This window comes from Mycobacterium sp., assembly GCF_035314665.1.
In the GTDB taxonomy this organism is placed as follows: domain Bacteria; phylum Actinomycetota; class Actinomycetes; order Mycobacteriales; family Mycobacteriaceae; genus Mycobacterium.
In genome coordinates this window covers 1-17837 of record NZ_DATFZD010000374.1, presented here as the reverse complement: position 1 = coordinate 17837, position 17837 = coordinate 1, and the positions used below count along the sequence as shown (strand labels likewise).

The window sequence follows — 17837 nt, the reverse complement described above, 5'->3', positions numbered from 1 at the left end:
GCGCAATGACCGAGGTGACGTTGACGGTCGGCTTGCCGGTCTGGCTAGTCGACCGGTAGAGCAGCTGGGTGGTCTCGAGCAGCGTGGGGAAGCCGAAGATGTGGTAACGAAAGCTGCGCGTCTTGAGCACCGTTCCCGGCGTGATGCCATCCAGGGGGCCGGTGTAGGAGTAAAACGGATCATCCTTTGGCTGTGGCGTGACCACCCCGATGCCAGCCGCGTTGCCGCGATCGGGATACCAACCTGGCTGCTGTGGTGCGGTCATACCTTCCCCCAAACTGACGGCCACTGTGAACCCTTCAGCGACAGTAGCCGAGGATCGTCTCGCCGGCCGCCGACGCCGAAGCGCCTTCCCCGACCACGACCGCCGCTGAGGTCACACCAGCCACCTGCGCACCAGGAAGTCGGGGTACACATCATTTTGGAAACCAAGGCGCATGCGATATCACCCGGGCCCTGATATCGCATGCGCATTCAAATCGCAGAAGCAACTAGTCCTTTAGCCAGTGACTAAAGGGGCTGGTGAGATCGCTGAAGCGCGCCAAACGCTAGAACGTGTTCACCAGCGTGTGCTGTTCGGCCATCTGGCGAGACATTGTGTAGTGGTGGTAGTGCATCGCGCACTTGATCACACAGATGAATAAGAGGCTTGGATCGGGCCGTCGCAGCAGCATGGTGGTCATCCGACGGCGATAGATCCGGCGCAGCTCCGGGTCCGGAATGTTCTTCATCAGCCGTAGGAACAGGCCGGTCGCCAGCACCGCATCGACCGATTGCGACCTCCACTTCCGCCAAGGGTGTTTGCGCCAGTAGGCATTACGAGTCCGGCCCCAATCGAATTTCCTTGCGAGGAAGAGATTTTCGAGCCGCTCGAAGTAGAAGTTGGGGTCGTACAGCTCGCCCATCAGGCCGACGTACCCGTCGCGCAACTCCTCGCGCGTATCTGACGGTTTCCGAAAAGCTGATGGTCAAGCATCGCCTCGACCGACTGCGGGCTGAAATCGCCTGGCACCAAGAACTCGCCGACCAGTTGCCGAAAATCATTACGGACGAACAAGCCAGGAAGGGTCAACCGTGAACGCCGCGGCGGCGCGTTTCGGGCGGCGTGGTTAACTGCGACCGTGCACCGAGAACCACAGCTGGCCCGACGCTTCTTCGATCGATTCGAGCCGGTGCATGCGGTGACGTACTTTGCGCCGGAGGCGCGGGCGGCGTTGGATGGGCTCGGCTATCGCGGGTTCTGGATGGGCTACTTCGCCGCCCGGTCGGCACCGCTGGGCATGGTGTCCCCCGACGTGGTGACCGCGATCTTCTACAACTTCGCCCCCGAGCGCGTCGCGAAGGCGCTGCCGTCGGCATGGGAGATCGCCGGCCCGGAAGCCGCACTGCAGGCCCGGCAGGAATCCGCGGTCGCGGCGCTGCGCCGCTACGGCCTCAGCGTAGATGAAAACGTCACTGTCGGAGCGGAACTGGCGGGGAAGGCGGCGCGCCAGGCACCGCTGGACGGGCGACCGCTGTTCGCCGCGAATCGGGCGCTGCCGTGGCCGGACGATCCGCTGGCGGCGCTATGGCACGCGGCTACGTTGTTGCGTGAGCAGCGCGGCGACACGCACATAGCGGTACTGGCCGCCGCCGGGGTATCGGGTCGGGAATGCAACGTGCTGCAGGCCGCGTCGGGCGCGATTCCGCGGGGGTACATCGCCCGCGCCCGCGACTACGACGACGAGGCGTGGCGTCGTCACGAACAACGGCTGGCCGAACGCGGGCTGCTCAACGACGACGGGTCGATCACCGCCGCCGGCCGGGAACTGAAGGATGATATCGAGTCGAGCACCGACGCGCTTTCGCTGTCGGCGCTCGATGCGCTCAGTGACGACGAGGTGGAGGCGATGTTCCAGGCGCTCACGCCGATCACCCGCGCCGTGGTCGCCGGCGGCGATCTTCCCGCGATGACCCCGATGGGCCTGCGCCGCGACGAATTAGACGACGGCAGCGCGCATTTGGCTCGTTAGCCGTTAGGTAACCGAGCGCCCGAGATAGGCCATCAGCTGGGCGGTCGGCGTCGCGTCCTCGGGCACGGGTTGGGCCGGCCCGAATCCGCCCGGCCGGCGCAGCATGTCTTCCGGTAGCGACTCCACCAACTGCCGACAGAGTGCCAGCAGTTCCTCGGCCAGCTCGACCGCCCGGCCCTGTGAGCGGTAGACGTCCCAGCTGTGCAGAGCCAGGTCGGAAACGGGGTAGGTCAGCGCCCGGTGCAGCGGGGCCTCACCCTGTGGCGAAGGCCGCATCGCGTCGAAGTCCGCGTTAGGCAGGGCGTCCCGCAACCGGGCAGCCAGCTCGCGAAGCCGTGCAGTCGGGTCCTCGCTTTTCCAGTCGTCCGGCTGAGAGGGCTTCTGCCAAACGTCTCCACCCTCGACCAGGGTCACGACCTTCGCTGCGCTCCCAGTGACGTGACCCACGAGATCCCGGATGCTCCAGCCCTCGAGATTGGATGGCTGATCCCAAGCCGCCGAGGGGATTTGCTCGACCGCCTCGATGAGCAAGCCCATCGCTTCGGTGGCTAACATGCCCACGTTAGCGTTGTCCATCGGTCCTCCTGTCGCTAAATCGGTTTCAGACTTAGCCGCTAGGCGACCGGGCGCCCGAAATAGGCCATCAGCCGGTCTGTCGGCGTCGCGTCCTCGGGCACGGATTGCGCCGGCCCGAACAACCCCGGCCGACGCAGCTCGTCTTCCGGCACCGAGTCGGCCGCCTGACGGCAAAAGCTGAACAAGTCCTCCGGCAGCTCGAGCGGCCGGTGCTGTGAACGGTACACATCCCAGTTGTGGATGGTCAGGCCGACGATGGGAAACGTCAGAGCCTGTGTCAGCGCGTCGAGGTCGGCTTCAGCGAGGGCGTCGTGCAACCGCGCGGCCAGCCCGCGAAGCTGCCCCGCCGGATCGTCGCTCTTCCAGTCGTCCGGCTCCGAGGATCCCTCCCAGGCCTTCGCACCCTCGACCAGCGCGACGATCTTCGCCGCGGTCCCAGTGGTGTGAGCCACCAGATCCCGGATGCTCCAGCCCTCGAGGTTTGACGGCAAATCCCAAGACGCCGAGGGAATTTGGTCTACGGCCTCGACGAACAAACCCATCGCTTCGGTGGCCCTGGCGCCGACTGCCGTGTTGCTCATCGGGCCAGCGGCTTGTAGAAGACCACGCCATTGCCCTTGTTGTCGTAGACCACGGCGCAGCGTTCGTGGGCGTCGTCGTACGGGCCTTTCACGATGCCGCCGCCGTCGCGAAACTTCAACGACCATGCCCAGGGTCTCGCTGTAAAACCGGATCGATTCATCCAGGTCGTCGGTCGACAAGATGATCATCTTGACTTCGTGGTCGCTCATTCCTGCCTCCTGTCGCGGGGCGGTTCTTCCACCCTAGAGTCCTTCATTTTGGACAACAGCTTCACGACCGAACGCAGTTCACGGTCCGGCGTCTCATCGAGCAGGGCCGCCATGCGCTCGTTGATCTCCTCATAAAAGGCCTGCATCTTCTTGACTTTCGTGGGATTCAAACGCACCAGAACGCTGCGGCGGTCGCGCGGGTTTGGCTCCCGCTTGAGATAGCCGCCTTTCTCCAGCCGGTCGAGCATCACCGTGACGCCACCCGTGGTCAGCCCGGTGAAGCGGGCCAGCTCGCCCGGGGTCGACGGTCCCATGAGCTCGAGCGCGTTGATGCACTGCATATCGGTGGCTACGTCGCGATTGAAATGGCAAAGGGCGGGGCGTATCACGTGACGGGGCTCGACGTCAGCCGCACGATGGTGGCCTGAGCACGGTCGAACGCTGGATGACCCTCGCCGCATTTCGGTTCATGCTGCTGAAACGGGCTTATACGCCAGCACAACTCGAGGCGATGCTGACCGATATTCCATTCCGGAGCAAGGAAATTCGGCTCATCGGCGTTGGCGTCGAACTCTGGCTGCAGAAGTAGAGCTAGCCGGCAGCCCATTCTTTGGCTCGCTCGAGCTCGTCGAGCGTGAAGACAGCGAGCTCGCCGGGAATCATCCACGCCAGCGCGTGCACGGTGTGAGCGACCCACGGCTTATCGGACACAATCGCGATTCTTTTGAAGGCCGAACGATGTGGCAGGACAGTGCCGAAGCCCAGCTTTAGATCCTCGACTAACCCGCCGGGCCCGAAGCCCTCGTAGTCGGGCGCGATGACTTCGACGATCCTGATCTCGTCGGTGTGCAGCATCTCCTCGACGGTGGGCTTGAGCTCACGCAGCTCGTCGCCTCGCAGTCGGCCCGACACGTGAATGCCGGTCACTCCCTCCGGCATATCCGGCAGAAATTCGATCATGGATTGTCCTTCCTGAGCACCCCTATTGCCTCGCTGGCGATCATGCCCTAAGTCAGGGGACGAGTGAAGATTGCCTCCAATCCGGGCGCCGATGGTCAACACTGGGCCTTATGGCAGATCTTGGCGAGGGCCGTGTTGCGGTCTATCTCGACTTCGACAACATCGTGATCTCCCGCTACGACCAGGTCAACGGGCGCGGTTCGTTCCAGAAGGACAAGGCCAAGGGCCTCGACAAGGACGCGGACCGGTTGACGCGGGCCACCGTCGACGTCGGCGCCATCATCGATTTCGCGTCGTCGTTCGGCACTCTGGTGCTCACCCGTGCGTACGCGGACTGGTCGGCCGACGTCAACACCGGCTACCGCGAACAGCTGGTTGCCCGCGCCGTCGATTTGGTGCAGCTGTTCCCGGCGGCGGCCTATGGCAAGAACGGGGCCGACATCCGGTTGGCCGTCGACACGGTCGAGGACATGTTCCGGCTGCCCGACCTGACCCACGTCGTGATCGCCGCCGGCGACTCCGACTACATCCCGCTGGCGCAACGCTGTAAACGGCTCGGCCGTTATGTGGTGGGCGTCGGGGTGGCCGGCTCGTCGAGCCGGGCGCTGGCGGCCGCGTGCGACGAGTTCCTCGTCTACGACGCGCTGCCCGGGGTTCCGGCGCCTGAACCGGCGCCCACCGACGCCGCACCGAAGAAACGGACCAGCCGGGCGAAGACCGCCGACGAGCAGCCGCCGCCCGACCCGCAGAAAGCGGCGACCGATCTGCTGACGCGCGCGATGCGGATCGGATTGGAGAAGGACGACGCCGACTGGTTGCACAATTCCGCGGTGAAGGCGCAGATGAAGCGGATGGACCCGTCGTTCAGCGAAAAGTCGCTTGGATTCAAGTCTTTCAGCGACTTCCTGCGGTCGCGTTCGGATTTGGTTGAGCTGGACGAGAGTTCGACGACGCGGATGGTGCGACTGCGCGGCACCGACAACTAGCGTTTGCTTCGCTCCACCTCAAATGGGCATTGCCCGCATCTCGTTTCGGCTCGGAGAGACCCGGGTATCCGATTGACAGCATAGTGAATGCACATTTCTGGAAGGAACAACGAGTATGAACGCGAAGCGCTTGGCCGGCGCCGCGGCGATCGCTACCGCGATTGAGTTGTCAGCATCAACGTTCGGTATTGGCTTTGCCCACGCCGCCCCATCCGACCCACCCCCGCCATGCCCAACCTGCCAATCGGGTTCGGGCGGACCGGGTGCCGCGCCGCCGGAAAGCCCGAACAACCCGGCAATAGTGAACCCGGACAATCCATCACAAATACAGCCCCCGACCGGGGGAGGTGCCAAGAGCGGAGGACGGGCCGTCGAGCAACCCCACTAGTCAGTGCAGCTCACTATTTCTGCGCGGACACGAACAGATACGGCGGCGTGCCGTCGTCGATCTGTTGCGGAGGCTTGCGGCCGTAGCCGGTCATCAGCTCGTCCGACGCCGTCACCGTCACCTGCCAACCGTGATGACGCCACCAGTCGCCGACGTCTTCGCGCTCCTCGAAGTACCACAGCTCGTCGGTGCGCGGAATTTCGCGTTGCGGGTCCGCCTTGGCCATCAACGCCCGGACGCGCTCCATGCGCTCACGCCGCTGCGCGGCGGCCGCGGGGTCGGCGAAGTTGGGTGCCAGCGCCTCGATGCCAACCCGGCTGCCGGTGGCGGTCAGGCCTTGGATGCGGTCGAATAGCAGCTCTTGGGCCGTCGCCGGCAGATACATCAGCAGACCCTCGGCCGACCACGCGCTCGGCGCGGATGCATCAAAACCGGCCTGCTGCAAGGCCTTCGGCCAATCCTGGCGCAGGTCCACCGCGACGCCGACCCGATGACAGGTCGGCTCGGCCCCGTGCTCGTGCAACGTCGAGGCTTTGAAGTCCAACACCCTAGGCTGGTCGAGCTCGAAGACCGTCACTCCATCAGGCCACGGCAACCGCCAGGACCGCGCGTCCAGACCGGCCGCCAGGATCACTACCTGATGGATGCCCGCGTTGGTGGCGTCGAGGAAGAACGTGTCGAAAAACTTGGTCCGCGAAGCGAAATAGCTGACCATCGACCTCTGCCGCACCGGCAGCGCGGGTTCGGCTTCGACGACCTCAGCGGGCAGGTCAGGAGCGCCGAACCAGCTCCACACGCCGTCGCCAACGGTGTCGAGGAAAACCCGCGCGAACGGATCGCTGATCAGCGGATCGTCGCTCTCGGTTTCCGCGGCGCGGGCCGCGGCCACACCGAGCGCCGTCGCGCCGACACTTTCGGTGATTTCCCAGCTGTCGTCATCGGTTCTCACGCCAAAGAACCCTACGTGAGTCCCCGTACGGAAGAATCGCGGTCACCATGACCGACAGTTCGGCGCCGGCATCGCGACGACGCCACATCGTGCGGCTGGCCGTGTTCGCGGCTTTCCTAGTGGTGCTGTTCTATCTGCTGGCCGTCAAGCACGTGGTGAACATCGAGGACGTGCGGCGCACGGTCAAGGCGACGGGGCCGGCGGCGCCGCTGACCTACATCGTGCTGTCGGCCATCCTCGGCGCGATCTTCGTACCCGGCCCGATCCTGGCCGCCAGCAGCGGGCTGCTGTTCGGGCCGGTCCTCGGTGTGTTCGTGACGCTGGGCGCGACGGTCGGCACCGCAGTCGTCGCGAGCCTGCTGGGCCGTCGGGCCAGCCGCGACAGCGCGCGGGCACTGCTAGGAGCGTCCCGCGCGGATCGCATCGATGCGCTGATCGAGCGACGCGGGCTGTGGGCGGTGGTCGGCCAGCGCTTCATCCCCGGCCTATCGGATGCGCTGGCCTCCTACGCGTTCGGAGCGTTCGGAGTTCCATTGTGGCAGATGGCTGTTGGCGCTTTTATCGGTTCGGTGCCGCGAGCGTTCGTCTACACGGCGCTGGGCGCCTCGATCGGCAACCGGTCGCCGGTGTTGGCATACACGGCGATCGGGGTGTGGTGCGTGACCGCTGTCGTCGGCGCTTTCGCCGCGCATCGCGGCTTTCGGAAGTGGCGTGGGCATGGCAGCGGCGAAGAGTCGGAAACGGAAGCCGAGGCGCGCTGATGGCGTCGGCCCGCGGCCCGTCACATACGTTTCACCTGTAACGCCACCGAACCGAATTGCCCGCCTCTCTGAGCGAATTTCGGCGGCAACCGCCAGCGTCGACATTGCTGTTGACCGGATTCCCAGAACTGGTCCACGGCGATGAGATTTATTTGGCCCAGGGCCGAATGGCGACCTGTTTAACCGGCCGGCAGGCCGGAGCTCGCCGGTCGCGGCCAGCTCAAAGTCCAGCTTCAGGGCACGGTGCTAGTCCGAGTCGGCATCACTGGGAGTACGGTCGCCCGCGCGACCGATGTCATGAAAAAGTGCAGCTAGACAGTGAGGAATTCAGCTCGTGATCAGCCCACCAAGGGGCCCGATGAGCCCGAGGATCGGGTCCAGCAGATCCTGCTGAATGCCGGTCTCCAGCAACAGGTTTTGGATGTCCTGCCCTATCGGTCCCTCCACGGCAGTGAAGAGGGTGAACGGGTTGAAGTCGTTGTTGAGTTCGGTGACGACTTGGTCGTAGGGCACGCCGATCTGCTCGGTGGACCACGCCTCGGCCGAGGCGAAAAAACTTTCTAGGTCGCTGAATCCCGGCAGGTGCGCGCCGAACAACTCAAACGCGTTGTCGGCGCCCTGGACGACGCCGTTGGCGAACTCGAGGAGGAAGGTGAATGGGTCGATCGTCGGAATCAGCTCCGCCGGCGTCGGGTCTCCGAACGGAATGGACCTGTCGTAGCCGGCTTCGACGATTACCTGCAGCGCCGGTTGGCCGATGTTGAGCAGCGATTCGGGCACACCCAAGCTCCGCAGGGGATCTAGCAGCGGCAACTCGGTGGTCGGAATGAAATAGAACGTGGTATCGCCGTCGACCTGTTTGACAATCTCGGTGGACCCAAGCACATATTGGTCCGCAAAAGGCCCTTCCACGGGTGCCGAGGCAGGTGCCGTGGGCGGCCAGAGCGCCGAAATCTCCTCGGGAAGGAAGCCGCCCCCGTAGGCGGCGTGCGCGTAGGCGAGGCCGAAGAGGGCGTTCAAGTCGGCCACCGGGTTGATCGGAAATTGCGGGAAATCAGCGACAGGGTCGTACTGGTTCGCAATATCGATGGTGGGGATGCCGGCGTCGGTCGGCTCGGCGCCATTGAAAGGCATCCGCCCCACGACTCCCGGGATATCCAAACCCGCAAACCGCTCTAGCAGCCCGCCATCGGGACGGTTACTCGAGCCCAGCACCAAAAAAGTCACATCAGGTGGCGGCTGTCCAGCCTGTATGAGCGCGAGTTTCTCGTCAATCGCGATCACCGCGCTCTGCGAATAACCTTCAACGAGGTAGGGCTGGCCGGGATCCGCCGCTTGCTGCTGCGCCATCGCGGCCTGCAGGTCCACTAGACCGGCCGGAATTGAAGTGCTGGCCTGCGATTCTGGCGTGGGGACCAGCACCGGGGAGTAGTTGGCGCCAGTGGTGGGGTCGATGTAGTCGGTGATGATTCTGTCCTGCCACTCACTGCTGGGAGTCGGCGAAGCCGTGCCGCCCATCATCAACGCATTCAAAGCGTCTTCTGGGTTGTCTGCCCGCGACATCGGGACCGAGATCATCGACATCAGCGCCAGCAGCAGCATCGAAGCGCCAGCGATCGACGCGATGACGAGCGAGCGGCAAACCCGCCGATTAAGCCTCATGGCGACCCCTGAAAAGAAGATGAGACCGCGACAAATCTACCTTAAGAATTTCTGAGAACGACGGGCTCTCGCCTTGACTCGTCGAAAATGCGCTGTTTAAGCGCGGATTGTCGGTATCAGAACCGATATAGATGCCAGGGGAGAATACCTCTGCCCTACAACCTCGACGACCATGACCGCGTCTAAGCGCCTTTCACCGAAGCCAAGCAGCACTGATTTAGATACGCAGGGCCTGGGCCGCCGCCGTGGCCACGTCACCGCGCAGCTGCGAGATCGGTGGACTGCTTCGCTGATGGATCGAGTTCGCGAGCAGAATGACGTAGCTGTCCGAGCCCGGGTCCATCCACATCGAGGTTCCGGTGAAGCCGGTGTGGCCGAAGCTGCCGACCGGAAAGATCAGCCCTCGCGGCTTGGAAAAGTCCGTATCGATATCCCAGCCAAACCCAAACAGGTTTTGTCCCTCGATCGCCGGATAGCTCGGGGCGAGCAGCGGATCGGTTGTGTTCGGGGTCGCTGCGATGGCTTCTCGGGCCGCATCGTTCGCCTCGTCGACCTGTTGAGGCGTATGTCCGGGCTGCTGAGGAGTCGTCATCAACTCCACAGTCGCTTGCTTCAGCGGAAACTTGCTGGGGCGGTTGGCAAGTCGATCAAGCAGGGCCTGCGCGAAGAGGCTGGCATCGTGTGCTGTTGAGAACACCCCGGCATGCCCGGCCACTCCCCCCATGCGACGCGTTGTCGGGTCATGCACGGTGCCCCGAAGCAGGTAACCAAAATCGGGATTCTTGGCCGGATCGGCGTTGCTTTGGTCGTCGATGGCCGTCGGTGCGATGCGCGGCAGAAGACTGGTGCTCCAGGTGTCTGCGGGACAGGCGACCAGCTCACGCCCTTTCGGCGCGGGAGCCCATCCAATCGCGGCTCCCCTGATCGTGTGTGGCCCGCATGCTTTGGCCGGCGGAAGATAGCGGGTCTCTGCCATGCCGAGCGGCTCAAATACGTTGTGCTGAACGTAAACATCTTCGGCCTCACCGGTGAGCTTCTCGATCAGCGCGCCGAGCAGAATGTAGTTGATGTCGGCGTAGCGGAACACCTCACCGGGACCCGACTGCAGCGGCATGCTCAGCGCACGACGAATGCCTTCTGGTTTGTCGCCGCCATCGAGTCCCCACGGATCTTTGAGGTCGACGTCTATCGGTTCGCCTGACGTGTGCGTCAGCAACATGCGAAGCGTCACCTGTGCACGTCGTGGATCGTTGGCCGTGTTGAAGTCCGGCAGATACTTCTGCACGGGATCGTCGAACACAACCTTGCCTTGCTCGTAAAGCTGCAGGACGGCAGTCGCCGTCGCGAGACACTTCGTCAACGACGCGATGTCGAAGATGGTGTCTTCGGTCATCGGCTCGGCAGGTCCGGGCGATCCATCAAGCCCCGGTTCGCCGGCAAGTTTGCGCGAGCCATAAGCGCGCTGGAAGACGACCCGGCCGCCATGCCCAATCACCACCACGCCACCCGGCAGCTTGTCGGCCGCGATCGCATCGTTCATCAGCTTGGAAACAGTTGCGAATTCGGTTGTGGGAGTAGCGCCTGGCTGCCTGCCGCTCATCGCTGTGTGGTCCACATACCTGGCCGAGGCCGCCGCAGCAAGCACGAGCAAGGCAACTCCAACAGCGGCGGCCTTTCGCACTTGCGCCAGCGTAGACCGGACGTCATGTCAGGCGGTCCCGCCACCGGGCGAAGCGACTCGTCGGCAACTGAATCGCGGCCATCACCGAGCTCATCGGCGATGCCACTGACTTCGGCGGTTTCTTGGGCTTGGCGGCCGGCGGCCCGTCACCTTCCCACCACGTCGGCTGCAACAGCGCCGTCGTCACCGGGATCGCCTTGTCGACACTGTCGCGTCCCCATCGGCTCGCACGGTCGATCGACACCACCGACGGCGCCAGGTTCGCCGGCGACAGCGTGGGCTCGAAACGGACGAGGTGATCGGCGTAGGGCAGGTTACGTATCATCTGCAGCTGGATTGCCTGGGTGATCGGCACCAGCCACAGGTGTCGCGGATCCCATTGCGGGTGAAAGCAATCGAAAGCCAGGTAGCACGCATTGCGGGTGCCCAGCCTGCCGTCGCGGACGCGCTTCCACGCCAGTTCGATCGGGACGTTGCTTGCCGTACCGCCGTCGACGAGCGCCGCGACGTCCTTCTCTTCGAAAAGATCGTCGAGGATCGGGATCATCCGCGGGTCGCTCGTTTCGTGGTGCAGCACACCGGGAATGGCCGCCGAGAACGACGCCGCGTCGACGACGTCGAAGTCGCGGGCGGGGTCGTCGCCGCCGACGATGATCGGTGTGACGACCCGCAGGTCGATGAAGGCGGCCACTTGCCACATCCGCATGCCCACCACCGGGCCGATGCCGATCGGGCGAAACGGCAGCGATCGCAGCTGCAATGCCGCTAATGCGGGACGGCGGAACCGTGACGGCAGCGCCGTATACGGTTGCCTGCGCACACCCGCGATCACGATGTCGAACGGAATCGCCAAGTCCGACATGCGCATTCGTTGGCCGTCTGCGCGGCTGAGCATGGCCTGGGCGAACTGGTCGAAGCGCAACGCGAACATGCCGGCCAGGCCGTGGCGACGGCGCAGCCGTTCGGGCCCGAGGATGGCGCGGTAGGACACCGTCTTCGCCCAGGCGATGTACTCCTCGATCGGCACCGGCAGCTCGCGGGCCACCAGGCTGCCCAGGATCGAGCCGATCGACGCACCGATCATGTAGTCGGGCAGCTGGCCGGCGTCCAGCAGCCGCTGCATACCGCCGATGTAGACGAAACCCGCGCCACCCCCGCCGCCGAGGATCGTGACGAGCTTCTTGTAGCCGACCTCGGCGTCCAATTCCGCTGGGGAGAAGTCGTTTCCGTGCCGCTCGATCAGCACTCGCCGTTGGTCGTCCTGGTCGGCGGCCAGGCCGGCCAGCGCATCGCGCGCCGTCTGCAACGCGGTGACGGGATCGGGCTCCTCGCGCAGCGGTCCGTACAGCGCGTCGGCGACCCGGGACCGCCACGGCGCGATTTCGCCGCCGACCGAGACGTCGCCGCGCCCGCGGCTGCCGCCTGGGCCCGCCGCACCCGGCTCGAAGTCGGCAAGTCGGACGAAGTTGAGGATGTAGCGCAGCTTGCGCAGCTCCTCGGCGCTCAGCACGTCGGGCTCGGCGAGCTGATGCCGGATCAGCCGGTTTTCCATTCTCTGCAAAAGCAGAGCCGGCTCGGCCGCCGGCAGATCGGCGGCGTCGACGGATTCGACCGCCTCGTCTTCGATCTCCTCGATGAGTTCGAGCCCGGCGTCGCGGCGGCTAAGGCGGCTGAGCACCGCGTCGGCGAACGGGATCTGCATGCGCACTAGTTTGGTCGCTTCGCGGAAGTAGCCGCACACCGGCGTCCAACCAGTAGGTTATATGCGTGCTCGTTCGGCTGACCGTCCTGCTCGGCCTGCTGCTCGCCCTGTCGGGGTGTTCTGGCGGGCATCGGGCGGAAACGCCGCTGCCGGACGGCACCAGTGTGCACACGATGTCGTTCGGCGGGCTGGACCGCACCTACCGGATCCACAAGCCGGCGGCCCTGACCGCGGCGGCACCGCTGGTGGTGATGCTGCACGGCGCGTTCGGCGACGGCCAGCAGGCCGAAAACTCTTATGGCTGGGATCAATTGGCCGACTCGGCGAAGTTCGTCGTCGCCTACCCCGACGGCGTCGGGCAGACCTGGAATGCGCACGGCTGCTGCGGCAAGTCCGCTCGGGAGAACATCGACGACGTCGGCTTTATCACCGCGATGGTCGGGCAGATCAGCGCCGCCATGCCGATCGACCCGTCGCGGGTCTATGCCACCGGGATCAGCAACGGCGGCATCATGAGCTACGCGCTGGCCTGCAACACCGGCATCTTTGCCGCCATCGGCCCGGATGCGGCCACCATGCTCGACGCGTGCACCGCCCCGCACCCGACGTCGGTGATCCATATCCACGGCACCGCCGACCGGCTGGTTCCCTACACCGGCGGGCAGGGCGCGAGCACCGTCAACGGCCCGTCGATACCCGACGTCAACGCGTTCTGGCGCAAAGTCGACCAGTGCGGCAAACCCGCTGTCACCATCAAGCCGCCGCTCACCACGTCGACCGCCGCGTGCGCCGACAACCGCAGCGTCGAATTGATCACCGTCGACGGCGGCCGACACCAGTGGCCCGGCGGTACCACCTTCCTCGAGAAATTCGGCACGGCAACGCACGCGCTGAAGGCCACCCAGACCATCTGGCAGTTCTTCGCGGCCCACCCTGCCTGAACTAGAGCCCCGGGATCAGGTCCACGAGATTGATCAGCGTGCCTGCGGCCGCTTCCAAGATGGGCGCGGCTGCGCCGTAGCCGATGGCGAACGGCACCAGCGCAAGGTCGGCGGCGATCGGATCACCAATGGCGCCAAGCAGATTCCCGGCCTCGAGCTGATCGGTGAAAAGACTGACGTCGTAGGAGGGCAGGCTGGTGAGCAGTGCGTTGACGGTGTCGGCGACGGGCACCAGCGTCGCGTAGTCAGTCGACAGGGTGGCGCTGAGATCGTCGAGGAGGTCGGTCGGTGACGAGAGCAGTGTCGCGTCCGAAATCGGGAAATTGTCGAACCCGCCCAACGCGTTCTGTGCAACGCCGAGCAGCGCCGGGATGTTCAGCAGCGTCTGCAGGTTGGTGGCGTCGGTGAAGCCCTGCGTGTGCGCAATGCTGATCAGCTGATTGGTTATCGGGTTGTCCAGAATGGACGAAATGACTTGGTAATCAGCGGGATCCTCCAAGTCCTTGATGGCGGCGGTGATGCCTTGCGGGATCCCGTTGACCAAGGCCGTGAAGACATCGCTCAAGTTGAGGTCGGTCGGAAGGAACCCCATCGGGCTGGCCACATCGGCATCTCCGGGGCTCCACCCGTCGTCAATGCTGCCGTAGCCATAGTTGACCAGCACCGACATGTCGGGCTGCAGCAGGTCGGCCAGCGGGTTGCCGATGATGGGGATGAGCCGCAGCGGGTCCAGCAGCGGCAGATCCTCGGGAACCATGTAGTAGTTGGTCAGCGTGTCGGCCGTCGACGTCGGCAGTTGGATGGCGTCCGCGAGCTGGCCGGGATCCGGGTCGAGATAGGTGATGTGGTCGAACAAGATCCCCAAGAACGCGTTGAGGTCGGACGGGAAATCGATTGGGTACTTGGGGAAGTCGGCGAAACCATCGTATTCGTTGGTGTAGATATCGGTCGGGTACAGGTCGGACGGCGTGGCGCCGTCGAACGTGATACCCAGGCTCGGGACCGACGGATCAGAACCGGCAGGAATATCGAAGCGTTCCAGCAAGCCGCCGTCGGGATTGCTGGCATCGCCGACCATGATGAAGTGCACGTCATCGCTGGGCACGCCTTGGGCGGCGAGTTCCGGCTCGGTCAGCCCGGAGAAGTCCGCGCTCTGCGACCAGCCGAAGACCACTACCGGGTTGGCGGCGTCCACTCCCCCGGCGGCGATTTGGCTCTGGATCGCGGCGTCCAGAATCTGTTCCTCCTGCGCGAACGAGGTGTCGACGAGCAGCGAGTGCACACCGGTAACCGGATACAACCCCTCGGGCGTGAACGGCGCTTGGACGGTGCCGTCGAAGCCGCGCGGGTCCAGATACAACTGCTCGACGGCCTCTTGGTAGCCGGGGCTCGCGACCGGCGTCCCGCTGGTGCCGAAGATCAACGCGGTGCCGTCGCCGAGCGGCGAATCGGCGTTGTCGACGCTGGTCAGGCGTACTTGGTAGTGGGACGACGAGGACGGGACCGCGACGAGGGCGCTGACGACCGCGAGCACGAACGTGGCTGCGACTTTGCGGCCCGGCATGGCGTCTCCCCCGCTTGAGCAACTGTGACGGAAATTACAACACGTTGGCCAGTTAGAAACAAGAGCTCTTGCCGAAAGGGACATCGGCGCTAGAATTCGGCGCCATGGCAGCACCGCGCACGTCCGTGCAACCCCGCCCGCGCAGGATCCGCGGCCTGGACGCCGAACAGCGCCGCGCGCAGCGTCGGGAACAACTCCTGGCGGCGGCGTTCGAGTTGTTCGCCCGCGACGGGTACGCCAACACGTCGATCGAGGAGATCTGCCAGACCGCCTACGTCGGCAACAAGGCGTTCTACGACCTGTTCGACACCAAGGAGGATTGCTACTTGGCGCTGCTGCGCCAGGTCTCCGAACGCATCGAAGACCAAGTGGCGCAAGCGATGCGGGAGTCTATCGATGCCGACGAAGAAGAAACCGTGCGTCGGGTGTTGTCCGCGTTCGCGCACACACTGGTCGACGACCCCCGCGTCGCGATGGTGACTTTTGGTGTGGCGGCGGGTATTTCGCCGCGGGTCGAGGCCCAGCGGTGGGAGAATCGGCGCTGGGCGGCGTCGTTCATCGAGGCGTTCTGGCGACGCAACCATCCCAGCGGCGAGATCGACTATCGCGCGCTGGCGGTCGCCACCGTTGGCGGACTGTTCGAAACCGTCACCGACTGGCTACACGAGGCCGATCCGCCACGGTCCCGGACATTCGACGACCTCATCTCCGAACTGACAACGTTCATGCTGGTCGTCGAGGCCGGAATCCACGCCCGCGGCCGATGAAGCCGAAAGTCGATGCGCTGCTGCACAACTACGTCGGCGACGTGCCGGGCGCGGCCGTGCTCGTGCTGCGCGACGGTCAGCCGGTCGTGCGCGCAGGCTACGGCCTCGCGGACCTGGAAACGGACACGCCCGCCACGCCTGAGACCAACTACCGGCTCGCATCGGTCACCAAGCAATTCACTGCCGCGAGCATCCTGCTGCTGGCCGAGGACGGGCGCCTCACGCTCGATGACCCCGGCAACAACTGGCTGCCGTCGCTGCCGAAGGCCGCCGAGACGGTGACGATTCGCCACCTGCTCACCCACACGTCGGGGCTCATCGACTACGAAGCGGTAATCCCGAAAGGCTTCGCTGCGCAATTGCACGACGCGGATGTGCTGCGGCTGCTGGAAACGCAGGATCGCACCTACTTTCGTGCTGGCGCCGGCTACCGGTACAGCAACAGCGGCTATGCATTGCTGGCACTGATCGTGCAGCGGGCATCGGGGAAGCCCTTCGCCACGTTCCTGCGCGAACGCATCTTTCAACCGCTCGGCATGCACAACACCGTGACGCACGAGGAAGGTATCTCGACGGTGCACAATCGCGCGTTCGGCTACACCGAAGTGGCCGGCCGCTGGAACCGCACCGACCAAGACCAGACGAGCGCGGTGCTAGGCGACGGCGGAATCTATTCGTCCATTGACGATCTCGCGAAATGGGATGCCGCGCTCTACGACGGGCGCCTGCTGCAGCCGAGCTCGTTGCGGGCGGCGTTCACACCCGCCACGCACACCGACGATCCCGCGATCGAGTACGGCTACGGCTGGCGCATCACCGGCGAAACGCTATGGCACTCCGGCGAATCGGTGGGGTTCCGCAATGTGATCGTGCGCTACCCGAAGCGGCACATGACGGTGGTCGTCCTGACCAACCGCAACGAGCCCGAGCCGTACCCGCTCGCGCTGGAAATCGCCGAGACGGCTTAGGGGACCCGCGTCCAGGGTTGGCAGTTATGCGACTCGAAGGCCTTCACCGTCGTATTGATGTTCGCGAACATCGGACCGACAGACATATTCGTCTGGAGCACATGGTCTTTGTTCGCATCGGGCGTGCCGTAGGTGAACCACGCGCACATCGAATCCTGGGTCGGCACATTGTTGATCCAGACCCCGAACGTCGACGCCGAACCGGCCGTTCGGTAAAGGCCCGGCGCAATATCAGGCCCGACTACAAAGACGCCGTTACCGGGGATCGGGTCGTCCGGGTCAGCGACGGCTGGTGGTGCGAGCGCGGCCGTCGCTACGCATGCAACGACTACGGCCGAAGCGCGAATCGTTGAGCACATTCTTCTCTCCGTATTGCCGTCCGCCCCCGATGGCAGCGTATGCCGAACACGCCCGCATGTCCCGGCGATCGCGTCCCGCATGCGCCCCCGCGGGCTGAAGGGGGGATCGGCTTCACACCGTTCGGATGAGCAGGCCGGTGGGCGGGCCGGCAGGCGCCGGGAGCGCGAGCGGCGCATCGCCGGGCGAGATGCGTCCGAGCACATGCGGTCCGGTTAGCAGCGGCACCTGGTACCAGGCGAGGAAGCCGATCAGCGCCATCAAGTACGCCTCCTTGGCCTGCGCAGGCAGGCCGTGCTCGTCGCTGACGGTGATCGGAATGCGGCGCTCGAGCGCGGCGAGCAGCGTCGGGTTGCGGACGCCACCTCCGGACGCAACGACCTCGGCGGGCCCGTACGGCGCGAGCGCGTCGGCGACGGTGATCGCGGTTAGCTCCGTCAGCGTTGCCAGCAGGTCCTCGGGCCCGAGATCGGGCAAGTCGTGCAGGCGGAAGTGCTCGCGGCCAGTCGATTTCGGCGGCGCGAGCGCATAGTAGGGATCGTCGAGTAGACGTTGGAGGAGCGCAGCGTCCGGCGTGCCGCGCGCAGCAAGCCGACCATCCTCGTCGCTTGGCCGCCCGGTCGTGCGGCGCGCCGCCTCGTCGAGCAGGCAGTTGGCCGGGCCGGTGTCGAATGCGAGCGGGGGACGGCCGCGGCGGACGATCGTCACGTTCGCGATCCCGCCGAGGTTGAGTGCCGCGCGCGTGTGCTCGCCCCGCAGCCACAGGTCGTCG

18 protein-coding genes and 3 pseudogenes are annotated in these 17837 nt (G+C 65.0%); 7 read left to right on the top strand and 14 right to left on the bottom strand.

What is annotated here, in order from left to right; genetic code table 11:
* Both VKI00_RS26640 and VKI00_RS26635 read right to left on the bottom strand, forming a co-directional pair.
* Positions 1-265, bottom strand: a pseudogene (locus tag VKI00_RS26640) (triacylglycerol lipase); the annotation flags it as partial.
* Between the two features lie 283 nt (positions 266-548).
* Positions 549-932 (bottom strand): annotated as a pseudogene (locus tag VKI00_RS26635) (DUF4070 domain-containing protein); the annotation flags it as partial.
* A 189-nt stretch (positions 933-1121) separates the two neighbouring features.
* On the opposite strand from VKI00_RS26635, the gene VKI00_RS26630 reads away from it, so the two are divergent.
* Positions 1122-2012, top strand: a complete 891-nt coding sequence (locus VKI00_RS26630; protein WP_324443599.1) for an SCO6745 family protein — start codon at positions 1122-1124, stop codon at positions 2010-2012.
* 3 nt (positions 2013-2015) lie between these two features.
* Here VKI00_RS26630 and VKI00_RS26625 read toward each other — a convergent pair whose 3' ends face one another.
* The 4 genes and pseudogenes from VKI00_RS26625 to VKI00_RS26610 all read right to left on the bottom strand — a co-directional run bounded on the left by VKI00_RS26625 (position 2016) and on the right by VKI00_RS26610 (position 3768).
* Entirely contained in the window at positions 2016-2588 is a 573-nt protein-coding gene (locus VKI00_RS26625; RefSeq protein WP_324443597.1) for a TIGR03086 family metal-binding protein, read from the bottom strand.
* Between the two features lie 38 nt (positions 2589-2626).
* Positions 2627-3169, bottom strand: a complete 543-nt coding sequence (locus VKI00_RS26620; RefSeq protein WP_324443595.1) for a TIGR03086 family metal-binding protein — start codon at positions 3167-3169, stop codon at positions 2627-2629.
* Positions 3166-3379: pseudogene (locus tag VKI00_RS26615) on the bottom strand (VOC family protein). The gene VKI00_RS26620 and the pseudogene VKI00_RS26615 overlap by 4 nt, the downstream one beginning before the upstream one ends.
* Positions 3376-3768, bottom strand: a complete 393-nt coding sequence (locus tag VKI00_RS26610; RefSeq protein ID WP_324443593.1) for a MarR family winged helix-turn-helix transcriptional regulator — start codon at positions 3766-3768, stop codon at positions 3376-3378. The pseudogene VKI00_RS26615 and the gene VKI00_RS26610 overlap by 4 nt, the downstream one beginning before the upstream one ends.
* A gap of 56 nt (positions 3769-3824) precedes the next feature.
* Here VKI00_RS26610 and VKI00_RS26605 point away from each other — a divergent pair, with 56 nt between their 5' ends.
* Positions 3825-3968: a hypothetical protein gene (locus VKI00_RS26605; RefSeq protein ID WP_324443591.1), complete on the top strand. Its 144-nt coding sequence runs from the start codon at positions 3825-3827 to the stop codon at positions 3966-3968.
* Positions 3969-3970: 2 nt separating this feature from the next.
* On the opposite strand, the gene VKI00_RS26600 is transcribed toward VKI00_RS26605, so the two are convergent.
* Positions 3971-4339, bottom strand: coding sequence for an STAS/SEC14 domain-containing protein (locus tag VKI00_RS26600; RefSeq protein ID WP_324443589.1), 369 nt, complete (start codon positions 4337-4339; stop codon positions 3971-3973).
* A gap of 110 nt (positions 4340-4449) precedes the next feature.
* On the opposite strand from VKI00_RS26600, the gene VKI00_RS26595 reads away from it, so the two are divergent.
* Positions 4450-5325, top strand: coding sequence for an NYN domain-containing protein (locus tag VKI00_RS26595; RefSeq protein WP_324443587.1), 876 nt, complete (start codon positions 4450-4452; stop codon positions 5323-5325).
* Positions 5326-5726: 401 nt separating this feature from the next.
* Here the strand turns inward: VKI00_RS26595 and VKI00_RS26590 are convergent, their stop codons facing one another.
* A complete protein-coding gene (locus VKI00_RS26590) occupies positions 5727-6662 on the bottom strand; it encodes a class I SAM-dependent methyltransferase (protein ID WP_324443585.1) in 936 nt (311 codons plus the stop codon).
* A 47-nt stretch (positions 6663-6709) separates the two neighbouring features.
* Between VKI00_RS26590 and VKI00_RS26585 the strand changes: the two genes are divergently transcribed.
* Positions 6710-7423, top strand: a complete 714-nt coding sequence (locus VKI00_RS26585) for a TVP38/TMEM64 family protein (RefSeq protein ID WP_324443583.1) — start codon at positions 6710-6712, stop codon at positions 7421-7423.
* 327 nt (positions 7424-7750) lie between these two features.
* Here the strand turns inward: VKI00_RS26585 and VKI00_RS26580 are convergent, their stop codons facing one another.
* From VKI00_RS26580 to VKI00_RS26570, 3 genes are all read right to left on the bottom strand, one after another.
* Entirely contained in the window at positions 7751-9085 is a 1335-nt protein-coding gene (locus VKI00_RS26580; protein WP_324443581.1) for a PE-PPE domain-containing protein, read from the bottom strand.
* Positions 9086-9302: 217 nt separating this feature from the next.
* Positions 9303-10685, bottom strand: coding sequence for a serine hydrolase domain-containing protein (locus VKI00_RS26575; protein WP_324443579.1), 1383 nt, complete (start codon positions 10683-10685; stop codon positions 9303-9305).
* 103 nt (positions 10686-10788) lie between these two features.
* Complete coding sequence (locus tag VKI00_RS26570; RefSeq protein ID WP_324443577.1) at positions 10789-12468, bottom strand: patatin-like phospholipase family protein; 1680 nt, start codon at positions 12466-12468, stop codon at positions 10789-10791.
* A 65-nt stretch (positions 12469-12533) separates the two neighbouring features.
* Between VKI00_RS26570 and VKI00_RS26565 the strand changes: the two genes are divergently transcribed.
* Positions 12534-13409: an alpha/beta hydrolase family esterase gene (locus tag VKI00_RS26565; protein ID WP_324443575.1), complete on the top strand. Its 876-nt coding sequence runs from the start codon at positions 12534-12536 to the stop codon at positions 13407-13409.
* Position 13410: 1 nt separating this feature from the next.
* Here VKI00_RS26565 and VKI00_RS26560 read toward each other — a convergent pair whose 3' ends face one another.
* A complete protein-coding gene (locus VKI00_RS26560; RefSeq protein ID WP_324443573.1) occupies positions 13411-14973 on the bottom strand; it encodes a PE-PPE domain-containing protein in 1563 nt (520 codons plus the stop codon).
* A 104-nt stretch (positions 14974-15077) separates the two neighbouring features.
* On the opposite strand from VKI00_RS26560, the gene VKI00_RS26555 reads away from it, so the two are divergent.
* Together VKI00_RS26555 and VKI00_RS26550 are read left to right on the top strand one after the other, a co-directional pair.
* Entirely contained in the window at positions 15078-15740 is a 663-nt protein-coding gene (locus VKI00_RS26555; protein ID WP_324443571.1) for a TetR/AcrR family transcriptional regulator, read from the top strand.
* Positions 15737-16708: a serine hydrolase domain-containing protein gene (locus VKI00_RS26550; RefSeq protein ID WP_324443569.1), complete on the top strand. Its 972-nt coding sequence runs from the start codon at positions 15737-15739 to the stop codon at positions 16706-16708. The genes VKI00_RS26555 and VKI00_RS26550 overlap by 4 nt, the downstream gene beginning before the upstream one ends.
* On the opposite strand, the gene VKI00_RS26545 is transcribed toward VKI00_RS26550, so the two are convergent.
* A complete protein-coding gene (locus tag VKI00_RS26545) occupies positions 16705-17067 on the bottom strand; it encodes a hypothetical protein (protein ID WP_324443567.1) in 363 nt (120 codons plus the stop codon). The genes VKI00_RS26550 and VKI00_RS26545 overlap by 4 nt on opposite strands.
* Positions 17068-17179: 112 nt before the next feature.
* Positions 17180-17837 (bottom strand): anhydro-N-acetylmuramic acid kinase (locus VKI00_RS26540; protein WP_324443565.1); only part of this gene is annotated, 658 nt, incomplete at its 5' end.